This window comes from Vulcanococcus limneticus LL (assembly GCF_943369875.1).
GTDB lineage: Bacteria > Cyanobacteriota > Cyanobacteriia > PCC-6307 > Cyanobiaceae > Vulcanococcus > Vulcanococcus limneticus_A.
Genome location: NZ_CALROT020000016.1, coordinates 1 through 17,303, shown reverse-complemented (window position 1 = coordinate 17,303; position 17,303 = coordinate 1). Strand labels below are relative to the sequence as shown.

21 protein-coding genes, 1 tRNA gene and 1 pseudogene are annotated in these 17,303 nt (G+C 70.2%); 18 read left to right on the top strand and 5 right to left on the bottom strand.

Translation table 11 applies throughout. From position 1 onward, the window contains the following. Positions 1-22: 22 nt before the first annotated feature. Entirely contained in the window at positions 23-1,252 is a 1,230-nt protein-coding gene (locus ACLV7J_RS14240; RefSeq protein ID WP_411869727.1) for a DNA-processing protein DprA, read from the bottom strand. Between the two features lie 29 nt (positions 1,253-1,281). Beyond that, positions 1,282-1,749 carry an acyl-CoA thioesterase gene (locus ACLV7J_RS14235; RefSeq protein WP_411869726.1) on the bottom strand — a complete coding sequence of 156 codons (468 nt, stop codon included), beginning with the start codon at positions 1,747-1,749 and terminating at the stop codon, positions 1,282-1,284. Between the two features lie 70 nt (positions 1,750-1,819). On the opposite strand from ACLV7J_RS14235, the gene ACLV7J_RS14230 reads away from it, so the two are divergent. Beyond that, positions 1,820-2,668: a universal stress protein gene (locus tag ACLV7J_RS14230; RefSeq protein ID WP_411869725.1), complete on the top strand. Its 849-nt coding sequence runs from the start codon at positions 1,820-1,822 to the stop codon at positions 2,666-2,668. 164 nt (positions 2,669-2,832) lie between these two features. Here the strand turns inward: ACLV7J_RS14230 and psbM are convergent, their stop codons facing one another. Together psbM and ACLV7J_RS14220 are read right to left on the bottom strand one after the other, a co-directional pair. Further along, positions 2,833-2,940: a photosystem II reaction center protein PsbM gene (gene psbM / locus ACLV7J_RS14225; RefSeq protein ID WP_094590918.1), complete on the bottom strand. Its 108-nt coding sequence runs from the start codon at positions 2,938-2,940 to the stop codon at positions 2,833-2,835. A gap of 49 nt (positions 2,941-2,989) precedes the next feature. Beyond that, complete coding sequence (locus tag ACLV7J_RS14220) at positions 2,990-3,478, bottom strand: 2Fe-2S iron-sulfur cluster-binding protein (protein WP_411869724.1); 489 nt, start codon at positions 3,476-3,478, stop codon at positions 2,990-2,992. Between the two features lie 317 nt (positions 3,479-3,795). Between ACLV7J_RS14220 and psbB the strand changes: the two genes are divergently transcribed. From psbB to ACLV7J_RS14155, 13 genes are all read left to right on the top strand, one after another. Next, positions 3,796-5,355, top strand: coding sequence for a photosystem II chlorophyll-binding protein CP47 (gene psbB, locus ACLV7J_RS14215; protein WP_411869723.1), 1,560 nt, complete (start codon positions 3,796-3,798; stop codon positions 5,353-5,355). Positions 5,356-5,379: 24 nt separating this feature from the next. Next, positions 5,380-5,475, top strand: a complete 96-nt coding sequence (locus ACLV7J_RS14210) for a photosystem II reaction center protein T (RefSeq protein ID WP_006042122.1) — start codon at positions 5,380-5,382, stop codon at positions 5,473-5,475. Between the two features lie 192 nt (positions 5,476-5,667). Continuing rightward, entirely contained in the window at positions 5,668-6,165 is a 498-nt protein-coding gene (gene nrdR / locus ACLV7J_RS14205; RefSeq protein ID WP_411869722.1) for a transcriptional regulator NrdR, read from the top strand. 141 nt (positions 6,166-6,306) lie between these two features. Then, positions 6,307-7,371: a 30S ribosomal protein S1 gene (locus ACLV7J_RS14200; protein ID WP_255126811.1), complete on the top strand. Its 1,065-nt coding sequence runs from the start codon at positions 6,307-6,309 to the stop codon at positions 7,369-7,371. A 14-nt stretch (positions 7,372-7,385) separates the two neighbouring features. Beyond that, on the top strand, positions 7,386-8,177 hold the full coding sequence (locus tag ACLV7J_RS14195) for an HAD family hydrolase (protein ID WP_411869721.1): 792 nt from the start codon (positions 7,386-7,388) through the stop codon (positions 8,175-8,177). A gap of 80 nt (positions 8,178-8,257) precedes the next feature. Beyond that, entirely contained in the window at positions 8,258-9,520 is a 1,263-nt protein-coding gene (gene metK / locus ACLV7J_RS14190; protein WP_411869720.1) for a methionine adenosyltransferase, read from the top strand. Positions 9,521-9,531: 11 nt separating this feature from the next. Then, the gene (locus ACLV7J_RS14185) at positions 9,532-10,863 is read left to right on the top strand and encodes an FGGY-family carbohydrate kinase (protein WP_411869751.1); all 1,332 of its coding nucleotides are present in this window, start codon (positions 9,532-9,534) and stop codon (positions 10,861-10,863) included. Positions 10,864-11,091: 228 nt separating this feature from the next. Beyond that, on the top strand, positions 11,092-11,373 hold the full coding sequence (locus tag ACLV7J_RS14180) for a DUF2470 domain-containing protein (RefSeq protein WP_411869719.1): 282 nt from the start codon (positions 11,092-11,094) through the stop codon (positions 11,371-11,373). A 57-nt stretch (positions 11,374-11,430) separates the two neighbouring features. Continuing rightward, positions 11,431-12,213 carry a ComF family protein gene (locus ACLV7J_RS14175; protein WP_411869718.1) on the top strand — a complete coding sequence of 261 codons (783 nt, stop codon included), beginning with the start codon at positions 11,431-11,433 and terminating at the stop codon, positions 12,211-12,213. Then, positions 12,179-12,251 (top strand) — tRNA-Phe (locus ACLV7J_RS14170). Before ACLV7J_RS14175 ends, ACLV7J_RS14170 begins: the two co-directional genes overlap by 35 nt. 149 nt (positions 12,252-12,400) lie before the next feature. Next, positions 12,401-12,637 carry a hypothetical protein gene (locus ACLV7J_RS14165; RefSeq protein ID WP_411869717.1) on the top strand — a complete coding sequence of 79 codons (237 nt, stop codon included), beginning with the start codon at positions 12,401-12,403 and terminating at the stop codon, positions 12,635-12,637. 36 nt (positions 12,638-12,673) lie between these two features. Beyond that, positions 12,674-13,267: a chromophore lyase CpcT/CpeT gene (locus tag ACLV7J_RS14160; RefSeq protein WP_411869716.1), complete on the top strand. Its 594-nt coding sequence runs from the start codon at positions 12,674-12,676 to the stop codon at positions 13,265-13,267. Between the two features lie 134 nt (positions 13,268-13,401). Beyond that, a complete protein-coding gene (locus ACLV7J_RS14155) occupies positions 13,402-14,148 on the top strand; it encodes a phycobilisome rod-core linker polypeptide (protein WP_411869715.1) in 747 nt (248 codons plus the stop codon). Positions 14,149-14,166: 18 nt separating this feature from the next. Here the strand turns inward: ACLV7J_RS14155 and ACLV7J_RS14150 are convergent, their stop codons facing one another. Continuing rightward, on the bottom strand, positions 14,167-14,565 hold the full coding sequence (locus ACLV7J_RS14150; protein ID WP_411869714.1) for a hypothetical protein: 399 nt from the start codon (positions 14,563-14,565) through the stop codon (positions 14,167-14,169). A 353-nt stretch (positions 14,566-14,918) separates the two neighbouring features. Here ACLV7J_RS14150 and ACLV7J_RS14145 point away from each other — a divergent pair, with 353 nt between their 5' ends. The 4 genes and pseudogenes from ACLV7J_RS14145 to ACLV7J_RS14130 all read left to right on the top strand — a co-directional run. After that, the gene (locus tag ACLV7J_RS14145) at positions 14,919-15,764 is read left to right on the top strand and encodes a phycobilisome rod-core linker polypeptide (RefSeq protein WP_411869713.1); all 846 of its coding nucleotides are present in this window, start codon (positions 14,919-14,921) and stop codon (positions 15,762-15,764) included. 36 nt (positions 15,765-15,800) lie between these two features. Next, complete coding sequence (locus ACLV7J_RS14140; RefSeq protein WP_411869712.1) at positions 15,801-16,046, top strand: phycobilisome linker polypeptide; 246 nt, start codon at positions 15,801-15,803, stop codon at positions 16,044-16,046. Between the two features lie 533 nt (positions 16,047-16,579). Next, entirely contained in the window at positions 16,580-17,098 is a 519-nt protein-coding gene (locus ACLV7J_RS14135) for a phycocyanin subunit beta (RefSeq protein WP_411869711.1), read from the top strand. A gap of 96 nt (positions 17,099-17,194) precedes the next feature. After that, positions 17,195-17,303, top strand: a pseudogene (locus tag ACLV7J_RS14130) (phycocyanin subunit alpha); the annotation flags it as partial.

The following is a 17,303-nucleotide window of genomic DNA, read 5'->3' as shown; positions in this document are numbered from 1 at the left end:
CTAGGCAGAGGGGTGTGGCGCTTCAGCATGGCCGCCACCACAGCCCGGGTTCGGCCCGGATCTGCCCGCTGAGCTCCAGGCCCAGCAGCTCCCGGGTGACCTGGCTGGGGCCCTGGCCCAGCCGGCTGCAGAGCTGCTCGAGCGACGCGCCTGCCCCCAGCGCCTCCAGCAGGCCGTGGGTTCCAGGCCCCGCGGCGGGCTTCCCATCGGGGCGAGGGGCGTCCCTCCGCTGTGCCAGGGGACCGGGGCCCAGGGAGCGGATCAGATCGGCGGGGTCCAGCAGCACGCTGGCGCCGCCGGCCAGCAGCCGGTTGCTGCCCAGGGCCGACGGCTTGCCGGCATCGCCGGGCACCACCCAGAGGGGCAGGCTCTGGCGCCAGGCCAGCTCGGCCGAGTGCAGGGCGCCACTGTTCACCGGGCACTCCACCACCACCAGGGCCTGGGCCAGGGCCACCTGCAGGCGGTTGCGCTGGGCGAAGTGGCCGGGCCGTACCGGGGTGCCCGGCTCCTGCTCACTGACCAACAGCCCGGACCTGGCGACCTCCTCCTGCAGGGCGCCGTGGTGCCGGGGATAGACCCGCCCGAGGTGGGTGCCGAGCACGGCCACCGGCCGTCCCCCGCGGCCCAGGCAGCCCTGGTGCACGGCAGCATCGATCCCCTCCGCCAGGCCGCTCACCACCGGCCAGCCGGCCTCGGCCAGGGCGGCCCCCAGGGCCCGGGCGATCGACAGCCCGTGGGGCGAGGGTCGCCGGGTGCCCACCACGGCGATGGCCTGGCGCCGCCGCAACGGCCGCCACAGGCTGCCGTTGCCCTGCCAGTGCAGCCGCAGCGGCGGACGCTCCAGGGCTCGGGCCGCCTCCGGAAAGCCCGCATCCGGCGGCACCAGGGTGCGGCTGACGGCGAGGCGCCGGCGGGTGGGGCCATCGATGGGCGACGGGATCGGCGCGTCGCCCCAGTGCTGCCGGTAGGCCTCGACCTGCGCGCTGGCAGCGCTCCCCAGCCCCAGCTGGGCCTGCAGCTCCGCGGGTGGTGCCGCCCAGGCCCGCTCCAGGCTGCCGTGGCTGGCCTGAAGGGCCTGGAGGCGCTGCCAGCCGATGCCGGGGCAGCCGCTCCAGAGCAGCCACCACAGCCGGAGGGCCTCGGCCTCCCGCGCATCCGCTTCCCGCGGATTCGCCTCCGGCTCCGGCCCAACCCCTGGCCCTTCGGACCGGCGGCCTCCGGCGCCGAAGGCCGCCACCAGCAGATCCCCCATACGACCCCCACGGCAAGTACAAATGTACTTTAGGCGTGCCGCGGCTCCGGGGTTTCCGGGCCCCGCTGCAGGCGTTCGATGGCGGCGGTCAGGTCATCCGGCAGGCGGCGCAGCAGGCGTCGCCGATCGGGCCCCCCCGAGAGGTCCACCAGCACCAGCTCCACCCGGGCCTCGGCCGCCACCACGCCGCCAGGCGCGATGAAGCGGCTCCGCCAGGGCAGCTTCACCCCCTGGCGCGGCAGCACCGCGCTGTGGAGCTGCACCCGATCGCCGTGCAGCAGGGCCTGCCGGTAGTCGATCGCCAGCGACACCACCGGCAGCTCCAGCCCCCGCGCCGACAGGTCGCTGTAGGCCAGCCCAGCGGCGGCCAGGGCTTCGACCCGGGCCTCCTCCAGCCAGGCCAGGTAGGCCCCGTGCCACATCACGCCGGCGTGGTCGGTGTGCTGCGGCAGCACCCGCCGCTCCAGGGTCCAGCCCTTGGCCAAGTGTGGCTCCATCACGGTGTGCGCTCCGGGCTGCTCAGCCCTGCAGATCGGCCATAGGCTGCCGGAGCGCGTTGCAACAGCTGTGTTCCGCAACCTTCTGATCGCCGATTCCGGCAAGGGTCACGTCGAGGAGATGGTGCGCATGCTGCGCGACATCCCCACCGTGCGGCAGGCCCGCCTCAACCTGCTGCACGTGGTGCCCGAGCAGGCCGGCGAGAACTACGCCGAGCATTCCCAGAAGGCGGCTGGGATCGTGGCCGATGCCGTGCAGCGCCTCGGCCTCGACCCCAGCGAGGTCAACACGATCATCCGCCAGGGCGACACCAAGCAGACCGTGCTGAAGGTGGCCGATGAGCTCGACAGCGACCTGATCGTGATGGGCTCCCGCGGCCTGGGCCGGCTCCAGTCGATCCTGAGCAACAGCGCCAGCCAGTACGTCTTTCAGCTCTCGACCCGGCCGATGCTGCTGGTGCGCGACGACCTCTACGTGCGCCACATCAACCGCGTGGTGGTGGCGATCGACGGCACCGGTGTCGGCGACGATGCCCTGCGCCTGGCCGCTGAGCTGGTGCGGGGCATCCCCGGCGGCAGCCTGATCGGTGTGCACATCAGCCGCCAGGACATCACCCCGTCGCGGGGGGGCAAGTCGCCGGCCGACGAGCTGCTGGAGAAGGCGGTGCAGCGGGCCCGGGGCTTGGGGGTGGAGTTGCAGCCGGTCCATGCCACCGGCGACATCGGCCGCGGGGTCTGCGCCGCCGCCGCCGAGCACAAGGCCGACCTGGTGGTGATCGCCTCCCAGGACCGGCGCCCCCTCGTGGCCAAGGCCCTGGTGGATCTGGACCGCCTGCTTGGCTCCTCCGTGAGCGACTACATCCGGGTGCATGCCCCGGCGCCGGTGCTGCTGGTGCGCGAGCCGGAGGGGCGCCGCTGAGGAGGCGGGCCCGGCCCCACGGAGCCGAGCCTGCATGAGCAAACCCCCGGTCAGGGCTCCAAGCCTCGACCGGGGGTTTGGCCTTGCGGCGCTGTCAGACCGGGCCTCGCCGATCGCGCTGTCGCGACGCCCTGGGCCTTTGGCCGATCAGGGGGAGCGGCGAATCAGCCTCCCTGGCGGCTGCTGGTCTGGATGTAGAGCACGATCAGAAACACCGCTGGAACCAGCACGAACAACAGGCTGGCGACGAAGCCGAGGTCGTTGGTTTCCATGGCATTGGGATTGAGCCCTGCGACCGTATCACCGCTGCTCGACTCCCCCTCAGGCCTCTTCATCCGCCGTTGTGCTTTCGCCACCGCCGGGCTGCTGGCCCTGCTGGGACTCCTCGGCTGCGCCCTCGATCTCGCCCTCGGCCTCGCTCTCCACGACGGGCCAGGCGGTGGGGCCAGCGGGCAGGGGCTCGGCCTTGGCGGCGGCGATCCGTGCCTCGGCATCGCCCAGGCCTGCCTGGGGCCGGGTCAGCACCAGCACGGAGTGCTGCACCAGGCTCTGGCAGGCCAGGCGCCACTGCTGGGGCCGGCGCAGCAGCTTGCGCTCCTCCACGGGGGTGCGGGCGCTGAGGCTGCCGGGCACGCTCTCCCCCACCACCTCCACGAAGCAGGTGATGCACTGGCCGCAGCCGCCGCAGTTGCCGAGCTTGCCCTTGAGTCCGTAGAGCTCGACCCCCTCCCGCAGGGCCACGTCGCGGAGGTTCTCGCCGGGGTAGCACTCCACGTCGCGCCCCTCGCGCACGAATCGGATCACGGGCATGGCGAAGGCAGCGAAACCCCTTCATTGTGAGTGGTGGCGTTGCGTTTTGTAACCACCGCGCCGCCGCCGCTGGCCCCGCCCTGGCCCCCGGAGCGGTCTGGCCCACGTCAGGCCGGCCCTGCGCCCCCATCACGGCTCGTTTCAGCTCCAGGCGGGGCCATCCGTTGGGCCTGGGGAACCCCTTACCATCGCCAGCACGGATCGAGCCTTGACTGGCCCCGCTCTGCGGCCCCGCTCAGCTCATCTCGATCGTGCTGCTGTCCGCCCCCGGGTCCACCGGTTCGGACGGCTGGTTGTTACCCCGGACCTAAACCCCCATGGGATTGCCCTGGTATCGGGTGCACACGGTCGTCATCAACGACCCGGGCCGTCTGTTGGCCGTGCACCTCATGCACACCGCTCTGGTCGCCGGCTGGGCCGGCTCCATGGCTCTCTACGAGCTGGCCATCTTCGATCCCTCCGACCCGGTGCTCAACCCCATGTGGCGCCAGGGCATGTTCGTGATGCCCTTCATGGCGCGTCTGGGCGTGACCGGCAGCTGGAGTGGCTGGAGCATCACCGGTGAAACCGGTGTTGACCCCGGCTTCTGGAGCTTCGAAGGTGTGGCAGCAGCCCACATCGTTTTCAGCGGCCTGCTCTTCCTGGCCGCCATCTGGCACTGGACCTACTGGGATCTCGAGATCTGGCAGGACCCCCGCACCGGTGAGCCGGCGCTGGACCTGCCCAAGATCTTCGGCATCCACCTGCTGCTGGCGGGCCTCGGCTGCTTCGGCTTCGGCGCCTTCCACCTCACCGGCGTGTTCGGTCCAGGCATGTGGGTCTCCGACGCCTACGGCCTGACCGGACACCTCGAGCCGGTGCAGCCCTCCTGGGGGCCTGAGGGCTTCAACCCCTTCAACCCGGGCGGGATCGTGGCCCACCACATTGCCGCCGGCATTGTGGGGATCATCGCCGGCATCTTCCACATCACCACCCGCCCGCCCGAGCGCCTCTACAAGGCCCTGCGGATGGGCAACATCGAGACGGTGCTCTCCAGCGCCATCGCCGCCGTGTTCTTCGCCGCCTTCGTGGTGGCGGGCACCATGTGGTACGGCGCTGCGGCCACCCCGGTCGAGCTGTTCGGCCCCACCCGCTACCAGTGGGACCAGGGCTACTTCCGAACGGAGATCAACCGCCGCGTGCAGACCGCCCTCGATGGCGGTGCCAGCAAGGCGGAGGCCTACGCCGCCATCCCCGAGAAGCTCGCCTTCTACGACTACGTCGGCAACAGCCCGGCCAAGGGCGGTCTGTTCCGCGTCGGTCCGATGGTCAACGGCGACGGCCTGCCCACCGGCTGGCTGGGTCACATCAGCTTCACCGACAAGGAAGGCCGTGACCTGCAGGTGCGCCGCCTGCCCAACTTCTTCGAGAACTTCCCCGTGGTTCTGGAAGACAGCCAGGGCATCGTCCGCGCCGACATCCCCTTCCGCCGCGCTGAGGCGAAGTACTCCTTCGAGCAGACCGGCGTGACGGCCACCGTCTACGGCGGTGCCCTGAACGGCCAGAGCTTCACCGATCCCGCCGACGTGAAGCGTCTCGCCCGCAAGGCCCAGCTGGGTGAAGCGTTCGAATTCGACCGCGAGACCTACCACTCCGACGGCACCTTCCGCAGCTCACCCCGCGGCTGGTTCACCTTCGGCCACGCCACCTTCGCCCTGCTGTTCTTCTTCGGCCACATCTGGCACGGTGCCCGCACCCTGTATCGCGATGTGTTCGCCGGTATCGATCCGGATCTGGGCGAACAGGTGGAATTCGGTCTCTTCGCCAAGCTTGGTGACCGTTCCACCCGCCGTCTGCCGGAGGGCTACGTGCCCCCCGCAGGCAGCACCCTCAGCTGACCGCCAGTTCCATCGAGGTAACCCATGGAAAGCTTCGCTTACATCCTGATCCTCACGCTGGCGATCGCCACCCTGTTCTTCGCCATCGCCTTCCGCGATCCCCCGAAGATCGGCAAGTGAATCCGGACTGAGCCCCTTTGGGCTCCGCTGCCCCCGCCCTGGCGGGGGCTTTTTTGTGGCTGTGGCCGCTGAGACTCAGCCTCCGCTGGGGGCTGGTGGCGGCAGTGCTCCCAGATCCATTGCGCCAGAACCCTTCTCATCGGGGGCTTTGGTGTCTACACTTGCGGCACGCCCAATGCGGTATCCCCAGGGATGCAATGTCCCTCCTGCCAGCACACCGAGAGCCGCGTGCTCGAGTCGCGTTCCGCCGACTCGGGCCGCAGTGTGCGCCGCCGGCGTGAATGCCTGCACTGCGACTTTCGCTTCACCACCTACGAGCGCGTTGAGACCGTGCCGATCACGGTGGTGAAGCGCAACGGCAGTCGCGAGACCTTCAGCCGCGGCAAGCTGCTGCACGGCCTGCTGCGGGCCTGTGAGAAGACGGGCCTCGAGCCGGCCCGGCTGGAGACGGTGGTCGATGACCTGGAGCTGCAGCTGCTGGGCCGCAGCGGCCGCGAGGTGAGCAGCAGCGAGATCGGCGAACTGGTGCTGGCCCAGCTCAGCGAGATGAGCGAGGTGGCCTACGTGCGCTTTGCCTCTGTGTACCGCCAGTTCCAGGGCATCAGTGACTTCGTCGCCACCCTGGAGGGCCTCAGCCGGCGGCCGGGCCAGAAGGGCCGCGCCGCCGCCAAGCTGGCGGTCGTCGGCTGAGGCGCGCCGGCGTCGCCTTACCGACGGCTCGTCTGCTCCTCCCTGGCGAGGTCGGTTGGTACGATCGTGGATTCCCCACGTGCCGTCGGCGGACGGCGTGAGGGACTCCATCGCCCTGCCCCAGGCAGTCCGCCACTCTCCATGACCGTGACCCCTTCCGACCTCAACGCCAGCGAGGCCGATCTCGCCGCTGCCGACCTCGAGTTCGCCCTCGACGCCGCCGCCGACCTCGACATCCCGGAAGAGGTGCCCACCGCCGATGACCCCAGCAGCCGCGCTGCTGCCCGGGACATGGACGGCGTGGGCTTCACGCTCGAGGAGTTTGCGTCGCTGCTCAGCAAGTACGACTACAACTTCAAGCCCGGCGACGTGGTGAAGGGCACCGTGTTCGCCATGGAGCCCAAGGGCGCCATGATCGACATCGGCGCCAAGACCGCCGCCTTCATGCCCATGCAGGAGGTGTCGATCAACCGGGTGGAGAGCATCTCCGACGTGCTCGAGCCCGGTGAGGTGCGTGAGTTCTTCATCCTCAGCGAGGAGAACGAGGACGGTCAGCTCACCCTCTCGATCCGCCGCATCGAGTACCAGCGCGCCTGGGAGCGCGTGCGTCAGCTGCAGAAGGAAGACGCCACCATCTACTCCGAGGTGTTCGCCACCAACCGCGGTGGTGCCCTGGTGCGGGTGGAAGGTCTGCGCGGCTTCATCCCCGGCAGCCACATCAGCACCCGCAAGCCCAAGGAAGACCTCGTCGCCGACTTCCTGCCCCTCAAGTTCCTGGAGGTGGACGAGGAGCGCAACCGCCTGGTGCTCAGCCATCGCCGCGCCCTGGTGGAGCGCAAGATGAACCGCCTCGAGGTGGGCGAAGTGGTGATCGGCACCGTCCGCGGCATCAAGCCCTACGGCGCCTTCATCGACATCGGCGGTGTCAGCGGCCTGCTGCACATCTCCGAGATCAGCCACGAGCACATCGAGACGCCCCACACGGTGCTCAATGTGAACGACCAGATGAAGGTCATGATCATCGACCTCGACGCCGAGCGCGGCCGCATCTCGCTGTCCACCAAGGCCCTCGAGCCCGAGCCCGGCGACATGCTCACCGACCCCCAGAAGGTGTTCGAGAAGGCCGAGGAGATGGCGGCCCGCTACAAGCAGATGCTGCTGGAGCAGGCCGAGGAGAACGAGCCCATGGGCGTCACCCTCGACTGATCCCAGGTTTCCCCATGCCTCAGCTGCTGCTGCGCGGCACGGGGCTCGGTGAGGCGCGGGCGGTGCTGTTCGACAAGGACGGCACCCTCAGCGTCAGCGAGCCCCAGCTCATCACCCTGGCTGCGGCCAGGGTTTTGTTTTGCCTGGAGCGGGTGGCGGCCCCGCTGCGCCCCTCCCTCCAGGACCTGCTGGAGCGGGCCTATGGCCTGCGCCAGGGCGGGGGCGCCCTCTGCCCCGCCGGCACCACGGCGGTGGCGAGCCGCGACCACAACCTGATCTCCACTGCCACGGCCCTGGTGCAGGTGGGCCTGGGCTGGCCTGAGGCCCTGGCCCTCAGTGAGGAGGTGTTCGCCGACGCGGATCGCGCCGATGCCCGCCGCGCCGCGGCGGGGGCGGCCGGGGGCGGGGCCACCAGCGCCACCACCGAGGGCCTGGTGCCGCTGCTGGAGCGTCTGCAGGCCGCCGGCGTGATCTGCGCGGTGATCAGCAACGACGACGTGGCCGGCATCGAGCACTTTCTGGCCAGCCATGGCCTGGGGCGCTTCTTCGCCGGGTTCTGGAGTGCCGAGCACCGCCCGCGCAAACCCGATCCCGCTGCGGTTCACGGCCTGTGCGCCCAGCTGGGCCTGGAGGCCCGCCACTGCGCCCTGATCGGCGATGCCAACAGCGACCTGCGCATGGCGGTGGCGGCCGGCATCCCCCACCAGCGGGCCCTGGGCTACACCGCCGCCTGGAGCAGCCCGCCGCCGCTGGCGGAGCCCCACCCCCTGATCCACCACTGGAGCGAGCTGGACGTGCGGGGCTGAGGGCGGGCTGCATGGCCGGCTACACCGAAACCGCCGAGCTGAGGGATAGGCTGAATCCTCCTTTTTGGTGCACGGAAGGCATGGGCAGCCGCTACGTCTTCACCTCCGAGTCGGTGACCGAGGGGCATCCCGACAAGATCTGTGACCAGGTGAGTGATGCGGTACTCGACGCCCTGCTCGCCCAGGATCCCGCCTCCCGTGTGGCCTGCGAGACCGTGGTCAACACGGGCCTGTGCCTGATCACCGGCGAGGTGACCACCACCGCCCGGGTGGACTTCAACACCCTGGTGCGGGGCGTGATCGAGCGGATCGGCTACAGCGGTGCCCGCGCCGGCGGCTTCGATGCCCGCAGCGCCGCTGTGCTGATCGCCCTGGACCAGCAGTCCCCCGACATCGCCCAGGGGGTCAATGAGGCCGACGACCACGACGGCGATCCCCTCGATCTGATCGGCGCCGGCGACCAGGGGATCATGTTCGGCTTCGCGGTGGATGAAACCCCCGAGCTGATGCCGTTGCCCATCAGCCTGGCCCACCGCCTGGCCCGGCGCCTGGCGGAAGTGCGCCACAACGGCACCCTTGGCTATCTGCTGCCCGACGGCAAGACCCAGGTGAGCGTCGTCTACGAGGACGACGTGCCGGTGGCCATCGACACGATCCTGATCTCCACCCAGCACACCGCTGAGATCGACGGCATCTCGGAGGAGAAGGCCCTGCGCGAGCGCATCGCCGCCGACCTCTGGGTGCACGTGGTGGAGCCGGCCACCGCCGATCTGGCCCTCAAGCCCGCCAAGGACACCACCCGTTTCCTGGTGAATCCCACCGGCAAGTTCGTGGTGGGCGGTCCCCAGGGCGATGCCGGCCTCACCGGCCGCAAGATCATCGTGGACACCTACGGCGGCTACGCCCGCCATGGCGGTGGCGCCTTCTCCGGTAAGGACCCCACCAAGGTGGACCGCTCCGCCGCCTACGCCGCCCGCTACGTGGCCAAGGCCCTGGTGGCCGCCGGCCTGGCCAGGAAGGCGGAAGTGCAGCTGAGCTATGCCATCGGCGTGGCCCGGCCCGTGAGCATCCTGGTGGAGAGCTTCGGCACCGGCGTCCTCAGCAACGCCGACCTCACCGCCCTGGTGCAGGAGCACTTCGACCTGCGCCCCGGCGCGATCATCGAGGCCTTCGGCCTGCGCCAGCTGCCCCAGCAGCGCGGCGGCCGCTTCTACCAGGACGTGGCGGCCTACGGCCACTTCGGCCGCAGTGACCTCAACCTGCCCTGGGAGAACGTGGACGCCATCGCCGAAACCCTCAAGCAGGCCACGGCGGGCCGCGTCGCCGCCGCCAGCGCCAGCTGATCCCGGCGGCCCTGGCCCCGTCTTCGGCACTGCGGGCTGATCCCAGCCCGCTCGCCCTTGGCATCGATCTGGGCAGCAGTGGTCTGCGGCTGGCCCTGGTCGATGCCGGGGGTGGTGCGGTGGCGGAGCTGGCGGCGGCCTATCCGCTCCCCTTTGAGGATCCTGAGGGCTGGCGGCAGGGGCTGATCGCGCTCTGCGCCCAGCTCCCGGCCGACCTGCTCGGCCGTGTCGGAGCCCTGGCTCTCGATGGCACCTCCGGCACGCTGCTGCTCTGCCGGCCGGATGGCTCCCGGCCCGCTGGCCGTCTCGGGCTGGCCCTGCCTTACCACCAGGCCTGCCCGGAGCAGGCGGCGGCCGCGCTGGCCCTCAGCGGCGGCAGCGGACCGGCCGCCAGCGCCAGCGGCAGCCTGGCCCGCGCCCTGCGCCTGTTGGCCCAGGCCGAAGCGGAGGGGCTGGCGGGTCACTGGCGGCTGCGCCACCAGGCCGACTGGCTGATGGGCTGGTTGCTGGCGGACTGGCGCTGGGGCGAGGAGGGCAACAACCTGCGCCTGGGCTGGGATCTGCAGCACCAGGCCTGGAGCGGCACCATCGCCCAGCAGCCCTGGCGGGAGGCCCTGCCCCAGCTGGTGCCCAGTGGCCAGGTGGTGGGCACCCTGGCTCCCGAGGTGGCCCGCCAGCTGGGGCTGCCGCGGGCCTGCCGGCTGGTGGCGGGCAGCACCGATGCCAACGCCGGCGTGCTGGCGGCCGATCCCCGCCCCGGCGATGGCATCGCCGTGCTCGGCACCACCCTGGTGCTCAAGCAGTTCTGCGGGCGGCCGATCCAGGGGCCGGGCCTCAGCTGCCATCGGGTGGCGGGCCGCTGGCTGGTGGGCGGGGCGTCCAACGCCGGTGGCGGCGTGCTGCGCCGGTTCTTCAGCGATGACCAGCTCGCCGAACTCAGCCGCCAGATCGACCCGCGCCGACCCAGTGGGCTGGCCCTGCGCCCCCTGCCGCGACCGGGTGAGCGCTTTCCGGTGGACGATCCCGCCCTGGAGCCGGTGCTGGAGCCGCGGCCGGTGAGCGATGCCCTCTACCTGCAGGCCCTGCTGGAGGGCCTGGCCGCCATCGAGGCCGAGGGCTGGCGTCGCCTGGCCCAGCTGGGGGCGCCGCCGCTGCGGCGGGTGATCAGCATCGGCGGCGGCGCCCGCAATCCCCAGTGGCGGGCCCTGCGCCAGCGCTTGCTGGGGGTGCCGGTGCTGAATCGCCCCCACTGCAGCGCCGCCCTGGGCATGGCGCGCCTGGCGGCTGCCGCCCTGGCGCTTCCGGGCCGTCAGGATGGGGCCACGCCGTCGCCCCCGCCATGAACGATCGCCTGCGCACCTGGATCTCGATGACGCTCTTCGTGGTGCTGGCGGGTTATGTGGGCTTCAGCGCCGTCCGGCTGGCGCTGCTGCTCTGGCAGCGCTTCGGGGCGGCCTGAGGCCGCCGTGCCGGCTCCAGGCCAGGCTTCTTGGCGTTGGCCAGTTCGCCCTGCCCCGCACGACGGCCCGGCCCCGGTTCCAGAATCGCCGCACGTTCGTCCCCACCAGCCCATGGCCGCCGACCCCCTCACCCCCGCCGTGAGCGAGCGGATCTGCAAGCACATGAACGACGACCACGCCGAGGCGGTGCTCACCTACGCCCGCCACTACGGCGGGGTGACCGCGGCCAGTGCCGCCCGCATGGTGGCGGTGGAGCCCGAGGCGATGCAGCTGGAGGTGGATGGCCAGCCGGTGCGGGTGGCCTTCGACCACACCCTCAGCGACAGCGAGGACGCCCACCGCACCCTGGTGGCGATGCTGCGGGCCCTGCCCCGGCCCGACGCCCCGGCCTGAGGGAGCACCGATCCCGCGGGGCGGGGAATCCTGGGGGCAGTTCCGGCGGGCCGCGCCATGCTCCTGCAGCTGCTCCAGGGCGCCCTGGCCCTGATCAGCGACTCCCGCTGCCCGCTCTGTGGCGGTGTTCTGGAGGCGTCGTCCCCGCTCGGGCCCAGAGCCACACCGGCCTTCTGCGCCGGGTGCCGCACTGAGTTGGCCCTCCCGGCTGGGGGCCTCAGCGCCGAGGGGGAGGAGCTGCCCGGCCTGCCCTTGTCCTGGTGGGCCCTTGCGGCCTACGACGGCGCCTTCCGCCGGCTGCTGTTGCGCCAGCGCCAGGCTCCTGCCCCGGCGGTGCTGGCGGCGCTGGCGGCCGCCCTGGTCGGGCTGCTGCTGGGTGAGGGGCCCCGCCGCCCCGGGCCGCTGCTGCTGGTGCCGATTCCCAGCTGGAAGCGCCGCGCCAATCCCCTCGCTGCCCAGCTGGGCCAGGCGATGGCGCGGCACCCCGCCGTGACGCTGCTGCCCCTGCTGGAGCGCAGTCGCCCCACCGTGGGCCAGCACCACCTGGGCCGGGCCCTGCGCCTGCGCAACCAGTGCGGCTCCTTCCGGCTGGCCCCGGCCCAGCGGGCCGCCCTGTCCCGCTGGCGGCGCCAGCCGCTGTGGCTGCTCGACGACATCCTCACCACGGGCGCCACGGCCCAGGCAGCGGCCCAGGTGCTGGAGGGCGAGGGCCTGGCGGTGGGGGGCCTGGCCTGCCTGGCCCGCACGCCGGGGCGCCGGCCTGGGAGCGTCGTGCCCTACTATCCCGAAGTCGCGCAGGCGACGGGCCGGGATAGCTCAGTTGGTAGAGCAGGCGATTGAAAATCGCCGTGTCCCCAGTTCAAATCTGGGTCCTGGCATTTCCCGAATCCCTACCCTCCCTGGAGGGGATTCCAGCCCCGGGCGATCCCCTGGCCCCTGGGCCGCTGGGTCTTTCACCCTCTCCTGTGATACGGCCTGGCCTCCACAGCCCGGCCCCCAGCCGTCTGTCTTCCCTCCCCGAGCGCCGATGCCTCTGCCCTTTCTGGACAAGGACGGCCAGCTGTTCAACAACGCCGACAGCTTCGCCATGGCCTTCGATCAGGCCTGGAAGCGCCACGACGAGCAGCAGCCCGGCCACGGCCTCAGCGTCGACGAGAAGCTGGAGCTGATCCTCACGGCCTGTGCCGACCACCCCTTCATGCAGAGCGACCCGGCCATGGCCCGCCAGGTGGCCGCCTTCCGCGTGCGACTGCTGGGCTTCTGAGCGTCCTGGGGGCGGGATGCCCATAGGATCCCCGCCATGACCAGTCCCCTCGCCCGCCTGCTGCGCCAGTTGAGCGCCGGCTTCAGCAACCAGGCCCAGGCCTTCGAGAACCCGCCGCTCTACGCCCACATCCTGGTCAAGTTCAGGCCCCTGCCGCAGCTGGCCCCCGGCTCGCTGCTGGTCGAGCAGTCGTATGCGATCAACCCCGCGGCCCCCTACCGGATCCGGGTGCTGCGGGCCGAGCAGGGGGAGGCAGGTCTGATCATCCACAACCAGGCCCTCCACGACGACGAGCGCTTCTGGGGCGCTGTCGATGACGGGGCCAAGCGGGAGCAGATCACCGCTGCAGACCTCAAGCCGCTGGAGGGCTGTGCCTACCTGGTGCGGGAGACCGCCGGCGGCTTCCACGGGGAGGTGGAGCCAGGCTGTCGTTGCCTGGTGGAGCGCAAGGGGGCCACGTCCTATCTCGTGAGCAGCTTTGAACTCGATGGCCGCGGCATGCGCACCATCGACCGGGGTCATCACCCTGAGACCCACGAACAGCTCTGGGGCTCCCTGGCCGGGCCGTTCGAATTCGAGCGCACCCACGACTACAGCGACGAACTGCCGCCGCAGTGGCTGGCGGGCTGAATCGGGGCGGGCGAGTCATCCCTTCGCAGAGCGTTACCGAAGCAGTGAAGCTCTGTGAGGTCTTGGCGGACTAGGACTAATTGCTTATCGGATCTTTCTAGGTTCGCCGCTGGTTCGTCCTTTCCCCTGCCGTCATGGCTCTGCCCCTGCTGGCGACCCGTCCGATCACCCAGAACGCCCGGGTCAACAACTTCTCCATCGGCAACGATGAGGCCCCCCGCATCCAGGTGGATGTGGATGAGGTGATCGAGCGTGCCTATCGCCAGATCTTCTTTCACGCCTTCAAGGCGGATCGTGAGCCGATCCTGGAAATGCAGCTGCGCCATGGCGCCATCACCACCCGCGACTTCATCCGCGGCCTGCTGCTCTCCCGCAAGTTTCGCGAGGGTTTCTACCGCTGCAACAGCAACTACCGGGTGGTGGAGCAGCTGGTCGGCCGGGTGCTGGGCCGCGACGTGTACGGCGACCAGGAGCGCATCGCCTGGTCGATCGTGATCGCCAACCAGGGCCTCGAGGGGCTGGTGGATGCCCTGCTGAATTCGCCGGAGTATCTCGAGGCGTTCGGCACCGATGTGGTGCCGTACCAGCGCTCGCGGGTGCTGGCGGGTCGGGGCCAGGGCCAGCTGCCGTTCAACCAGAAGGCCCCCCGCTACGACGCCTACTGGCGCGACATCAGCGCCCGCCGGGCTCCGGCCGATCCCACGGGCCGCTCCGGCGTTCAGTTCAGCGGCGAGCAGATCTCTCCGGCCTGGGTTGGCGGCAAGCCCCCCAAGTTCGCGCAGACCCTCTGGCTGGCCCTGGCCGCCATCGGCGGCCTGGAGCTGGTGCGGATCCTGATCACCACCGCGGCGGCCATGCTCAGCACCGCTTCGGCCGGCTGAGCGGGCCGCCGGCTGGCCTCAGGCGCTCAGCTCATCCATGAAGGGCTGCTCTTCGTCTTCGGGGAACGGGTCCAGCTCCGGCTCCTCCACCGCGGTGGAGGAGCTTTTCGCGTAGGTGGGCACGCTGCTCAGATGCAGGTGGGCATGGCCACCGCCGGCGTGCTCAAGCCTCTGGCCCGTCAGCAGATCTTCCAGCCGGGCGATGCGCTCCTCGGTGAGGGCCAGAATCTCGCCGGTGTGCTCCAGGCCGGTATCCGCCTCGGATCGGCTGGCCTGATCGCTGAGATGCTCCTCGATCAGCTTCAGGCGTTCCTCGAGATCGAGCAGGCGCAGGGTCAGGCTCTCCCCCACCTGGCTGAGGGCCTGGAGCTGCTCGCTGATCCGGTGCTGGAGCGTGGCGGAGACAGGGGCAGACATGGCGGGCCCGTTGGTGTTGGGCCGGATGGTATCGGGCCTGTCCGCAGCTGCCAGGGGCTGGGGACAGGCGGGAGTTTGTAACGTTTATGAAGGCCTCGGCTTGCGGCCAAACAGGGCCCATAGGATCCGGCTGCAGCCCTCTGGCTGGCCCCCTTTGGCCTGCCGAGTGAGCCTGATGCTGCAGCGCTTCCCCGGCGACAGCACCAGTCCACTCCCCAGGCCACCGGACGTGCCTGGCCAGCGCCACCCCCAGCGCCCCACGGCCCCAGCGCCCCACGGCGCCAGCGCAGGTTGCCCATCCGCGCGGCACCGCTTCCGGTGCTGCCCCCGCCACCCCCTCGGCCCGCACGCCCATGACTCTCGCCAACGCTGCCTACCTGGGCATCGAGCGTTACGCCAACGACCGGATCAACCAACACTGGCCGTCTGGCTCGGAGGCCGACAAGGCCGCCGTGATCCGCGCCGTCTATGAGCAGGTGCTCGGCCGCCAGTACGTGATGGCCAGCGAGCGGCTTGAGGGCCCTGAGTCGCTGTTCAAGCGTGGCTACCTGAGCGTGCGGGAGTTCGTGCGTCAGGTGGCCAAGAGCGGCCTCTACCGCCAGCGCTTCTTCGAGAGCAGCAACGCCTACCGCTTCATCGAGCTCAACTTCAAGCACCTGCTGGGCCGCGCGCCCCAGAACAAGGCGGAGCTGCTGCACCACTTCACGATCCTGCAGGAGCAGGGCTTCGACGCCGAGATCGACTCCTACATCGACAGCGCCGAGTACCAGGACCGCTTCGGTGAGGACGGCGTTCCCTACCTGCATGGCTGGAGCTACTCCACCGGTCAGCAGGGCCTGCAGTTCTCCAACCTGCTGCAGCTGGCCCGCGGTGCCGCCGCCTCGATCAAGGGCGACATCGCCAAGAACCAGTCGCGCCTCAACCCCGCCATCCATGCCGAGCGCCCCATTCCCGTGGTGGCTCCGGGCTCCAGGGCGGGCGTCTTCCGCAGCGTCACTACCGATGGCGTCACCCGCCAGGGCGTGGGTGCCGGCGAGGAGGGTCGCACCTTCCGCGTGGAGATCACCGGCTTCAACAACTACCGCCTGCACAAGCGCAGCAACCGCGTGCGCTTCATCCCCTTCAACAAGCTGCTCGAGTATCAGCAGCAGATTCACCGTGAAGGTGGCCGCGTCGCCAGCATCACCCCGGTCAACTGATCGGCTCCCCTTCCTGTCGTCTCTCCCCAACGTCCGATGAAGGTTTCCGCAGGTAACCGAGGCACCAGCTTCAGCAACGATCGTCAGGTCAGCATCAGCGCCACCGGCATCGCCCACAACGACTACTCGCGCACTGCCGATGTGGTCCTCAACGTGCCCTACACCCGCATGAACGAGACCATGCGTCTGGTTCAGCGCATGGGCGGCAAGATCACCGACGTCAGCGTCAGTGGTGGCGTGTCCCAGCCCGCCGTGGCCGCCAAGGCCAAGAAGAAGGACTGAGGCGGCGGCCTCCTGATCCCGGTGGTCGCCCCAGGCGGCAACCCAAGCTGCAGCCCCCTCTGGCGAGGGGGCTTTTTTGTTGGCTCCACCCCGGCCATCGAGGTGGCCATGGGGGCAGCCACGGAGGGGGCCATGGAGGGGGCTGATGGTGGGGGCTGATGGTGGGGCGGGACAGCCTGGTGTGGGATCGGTCCAGGGGCGGCTGGCGTTGGTGGAGGGGTTTGGCGCTGGGCAGTCGTCTCCGCGGCTACAGGAAGCCCCATGGAGGGCCGTTCGCGCCGGGCGCGGCACTGGATTCGCCCCCTGAACCCACTGCGCCGCAGCCGTTTTCAGGGGGCGGTGACCGTTTGTTAAGCAGTGCTCATGGGACTGATAGCCCCGTCCAACAATGTGGGGGCCAAAACGGACCAGCGGCTCTGAGCCGCGTTCCCCGCGGCCCCTGTGAAAAACCACCTCCCGGCCTTCCCGGTGGTGGGGTTCACACCTCCCCCTCATCACCCTCCCGACTCCGAGTCGAGACCAGGAGCACATCAATGTTCGACGCCTTCACCAAGGTTGTTGCCCAGGCTGATGCCCGCGGCGAATTCCTGAACGCTGGTCAAATCGATGCCCTCGCTGCCATGGTGGCTGAGAGCAACAAGCGTATGGATGCCGTGAACCGGATCACCTCCAACGCTTCCAAGATCGTCACCAGCGCTGCTCGCGACCTGTTCGACCAGCAGCCTGCGCTGATCGCCCCCGGTGGCAACGCCTACACCCACCGTCGCATGGCGGCCTGCCTGCGCGACATGGAGATCGTGCTGCGCTACACCACCTATGCCGTGTTCACCGGCGACGCTTCCGTGCTGGAAGACCGCTGCCTGAACGGCCTGCGTGAGACCTACCTGGCCCTGGGCGTGCCCGGCGCTTCCGTGGCCGAAGGCGTCCGCAAGATGAAGGATGCCGCCATCGCGATCGTGAACGACCGCAACGGCATCACCCCCGGTGACTGCTCGGCGCTGGTGTCCGAAATCGGCACCTACTTCGATCGCGCTGCCGCTGCCGTCGCCTGAGGCGACCAGCACACGCTGATCCCGGGCTGCTGTTGATCTCTGCGAGTGGTAGCAGCCCACTGACTTTCGGACCCCCCTTCTTCACCCCGTCCTTCCATGAAGACCCCCCTCACCGAAGCCGTCGCCGCCGCTGATTCCCAGGGCCGCTTCCTGAGCAACACCGAGCTGAACGCCGCTTTCGGTCGTTTCGAGCGCGCTGCCAACG

Bases quoted from the DNA above. Each gene is read 5' to 3' on its own strand.
- ACLV7J_RS14240 (WP_411869727.1), bottom strand. From the start codon at position 1,252: ATGGGGGATCTGCTGGTGGCGGCCTTCGGCGCCGGAGGCCGCCGGTCC.
- ACLV7J_RS14235 (WP_411869726.1), bottom strand. From the start codon at position 1,749: ATGGAGCCACACTTGGCCAAGGGCTGGACCCTGGAGCGGCGGGTGCTG.
- psbM (WP_094590918.1), bottom strand. From the start codon at position 2,940: ATGGAAACCAACGACCTCGGCTTCGTCGCCAGCCTGTTGTTCGTGCTG.
- ACLV7J_RS14220 (WP_411869724.1), bottom strand. From the start codon at position 3,478: ATGCCCGTGATCCGATTCGTGCGCGAGGGGCGCGACGTGGAGTGCTAC.
- psbB (WP_411869723.1), top strand. From the start codon at position 3,796: ATGGGATTGCCCTGGTATCGGGTGCACACGGTCGTCATCAACGACCCG.
- ACLV7J_RS14210 (WP_006042122.1), top strand. From the start codon at position 5,380: ATGGAAAGCTTCGCTTACATCCTGATCCTCACGCTGGCGATCGCCACC.
- nrdR (WP_411869722.1), top strand. From the start codon at position 5,668: ATGCAATGTCCCTCCTGCCAGCACACCGAGAGCCGCGTGCTCGAGTCG.
- ACLV7J_RS14200 (WP_255126811.1), top strand. From the start codon at position 6,307: ATGACCGTGACCCCTTCCGACCTCAACGCCAGCGAGGCCGATCTCGCC.
- ACLV7J_RS14195 (WP_411869721.1), top strand. From the start codon at position 7,386: ATGCCTCAGCTGCTGCTGCGCGGCACGGGGCTCGGTGAGGCGCGGGCG.
- metK (WP_411869720.1), top strand. From the start codon at position 8,258: ATGGGCAGCCGCTACGTCTTCACCTCCGAGTCGGTGACCGAGGGGCAT.
- ACLV7J_RS14180 (WP_411869719.1), top strand. From the start codon at position 11,092: ATGGCCGCCGACCCCCTCACCCCCGCCGTGAGCGAGCGGATCTGCAAG.
- ACLV7J_RS14175 (WP_411869718.1), top strand. From the start codon at position 11,431: ATGCTCCTGCAGCTGCTCCAGGGCGCCCTGGCCCTGATCAGCGACTCC.
- ACLV7J_RS14165 (WP_411869717.1), top strand. From the start codon at position 12,401: ATGCCTCTGCCCTTTCTGGACAAGGACGGCCAGCTGTTCAACAACGCC.
- ACLV7J_RS14160 (WP_411869716.1), top strand. From the start codon at position 12,674: ATGACCAGTCCCCTCGCCCGCCTGCTGCGCCAGTTGAGCGCCGGCTTC.
- ACLV7J_RS14155 (WP_411869715.1), top strand. From the start codon at position 13,402: ATGGCTCTGCCCCTGCTGGCGACCCGTCCGATCACCCAGAACGCCCGG.
- ACLV7J_RS14150 (WP_411869714.1), bottom strand. From the start codon at position 14,565: ATGTCTGCCCCTGTCTCCGCCACGCTCCAGCACCGGATCAGCGAGCAG.
- ACLV7J_RS14145 (WP_411869713.1), top strand. From the start codon at position 14,919: ATGACTCTCGCCAACGCTGCCTACCTGGGCATCGAGCGTTACGCCAAC.
- ACLV7J_RS14140 (WP_411869712.1), top strand. From the start codon at position 15,801: ATGAAGGTTTCCGCAGGTAACCGAGGCACCAGCTTCAGCAACGATCGT.
- ACLV7J_RS14135 (WP_411869711.1), top strand. From the start codon at position 16,580: ATGTTCGACGCCTTCACCAAGGTTGTTGCCCAGGCTGATGCCCGCGGC.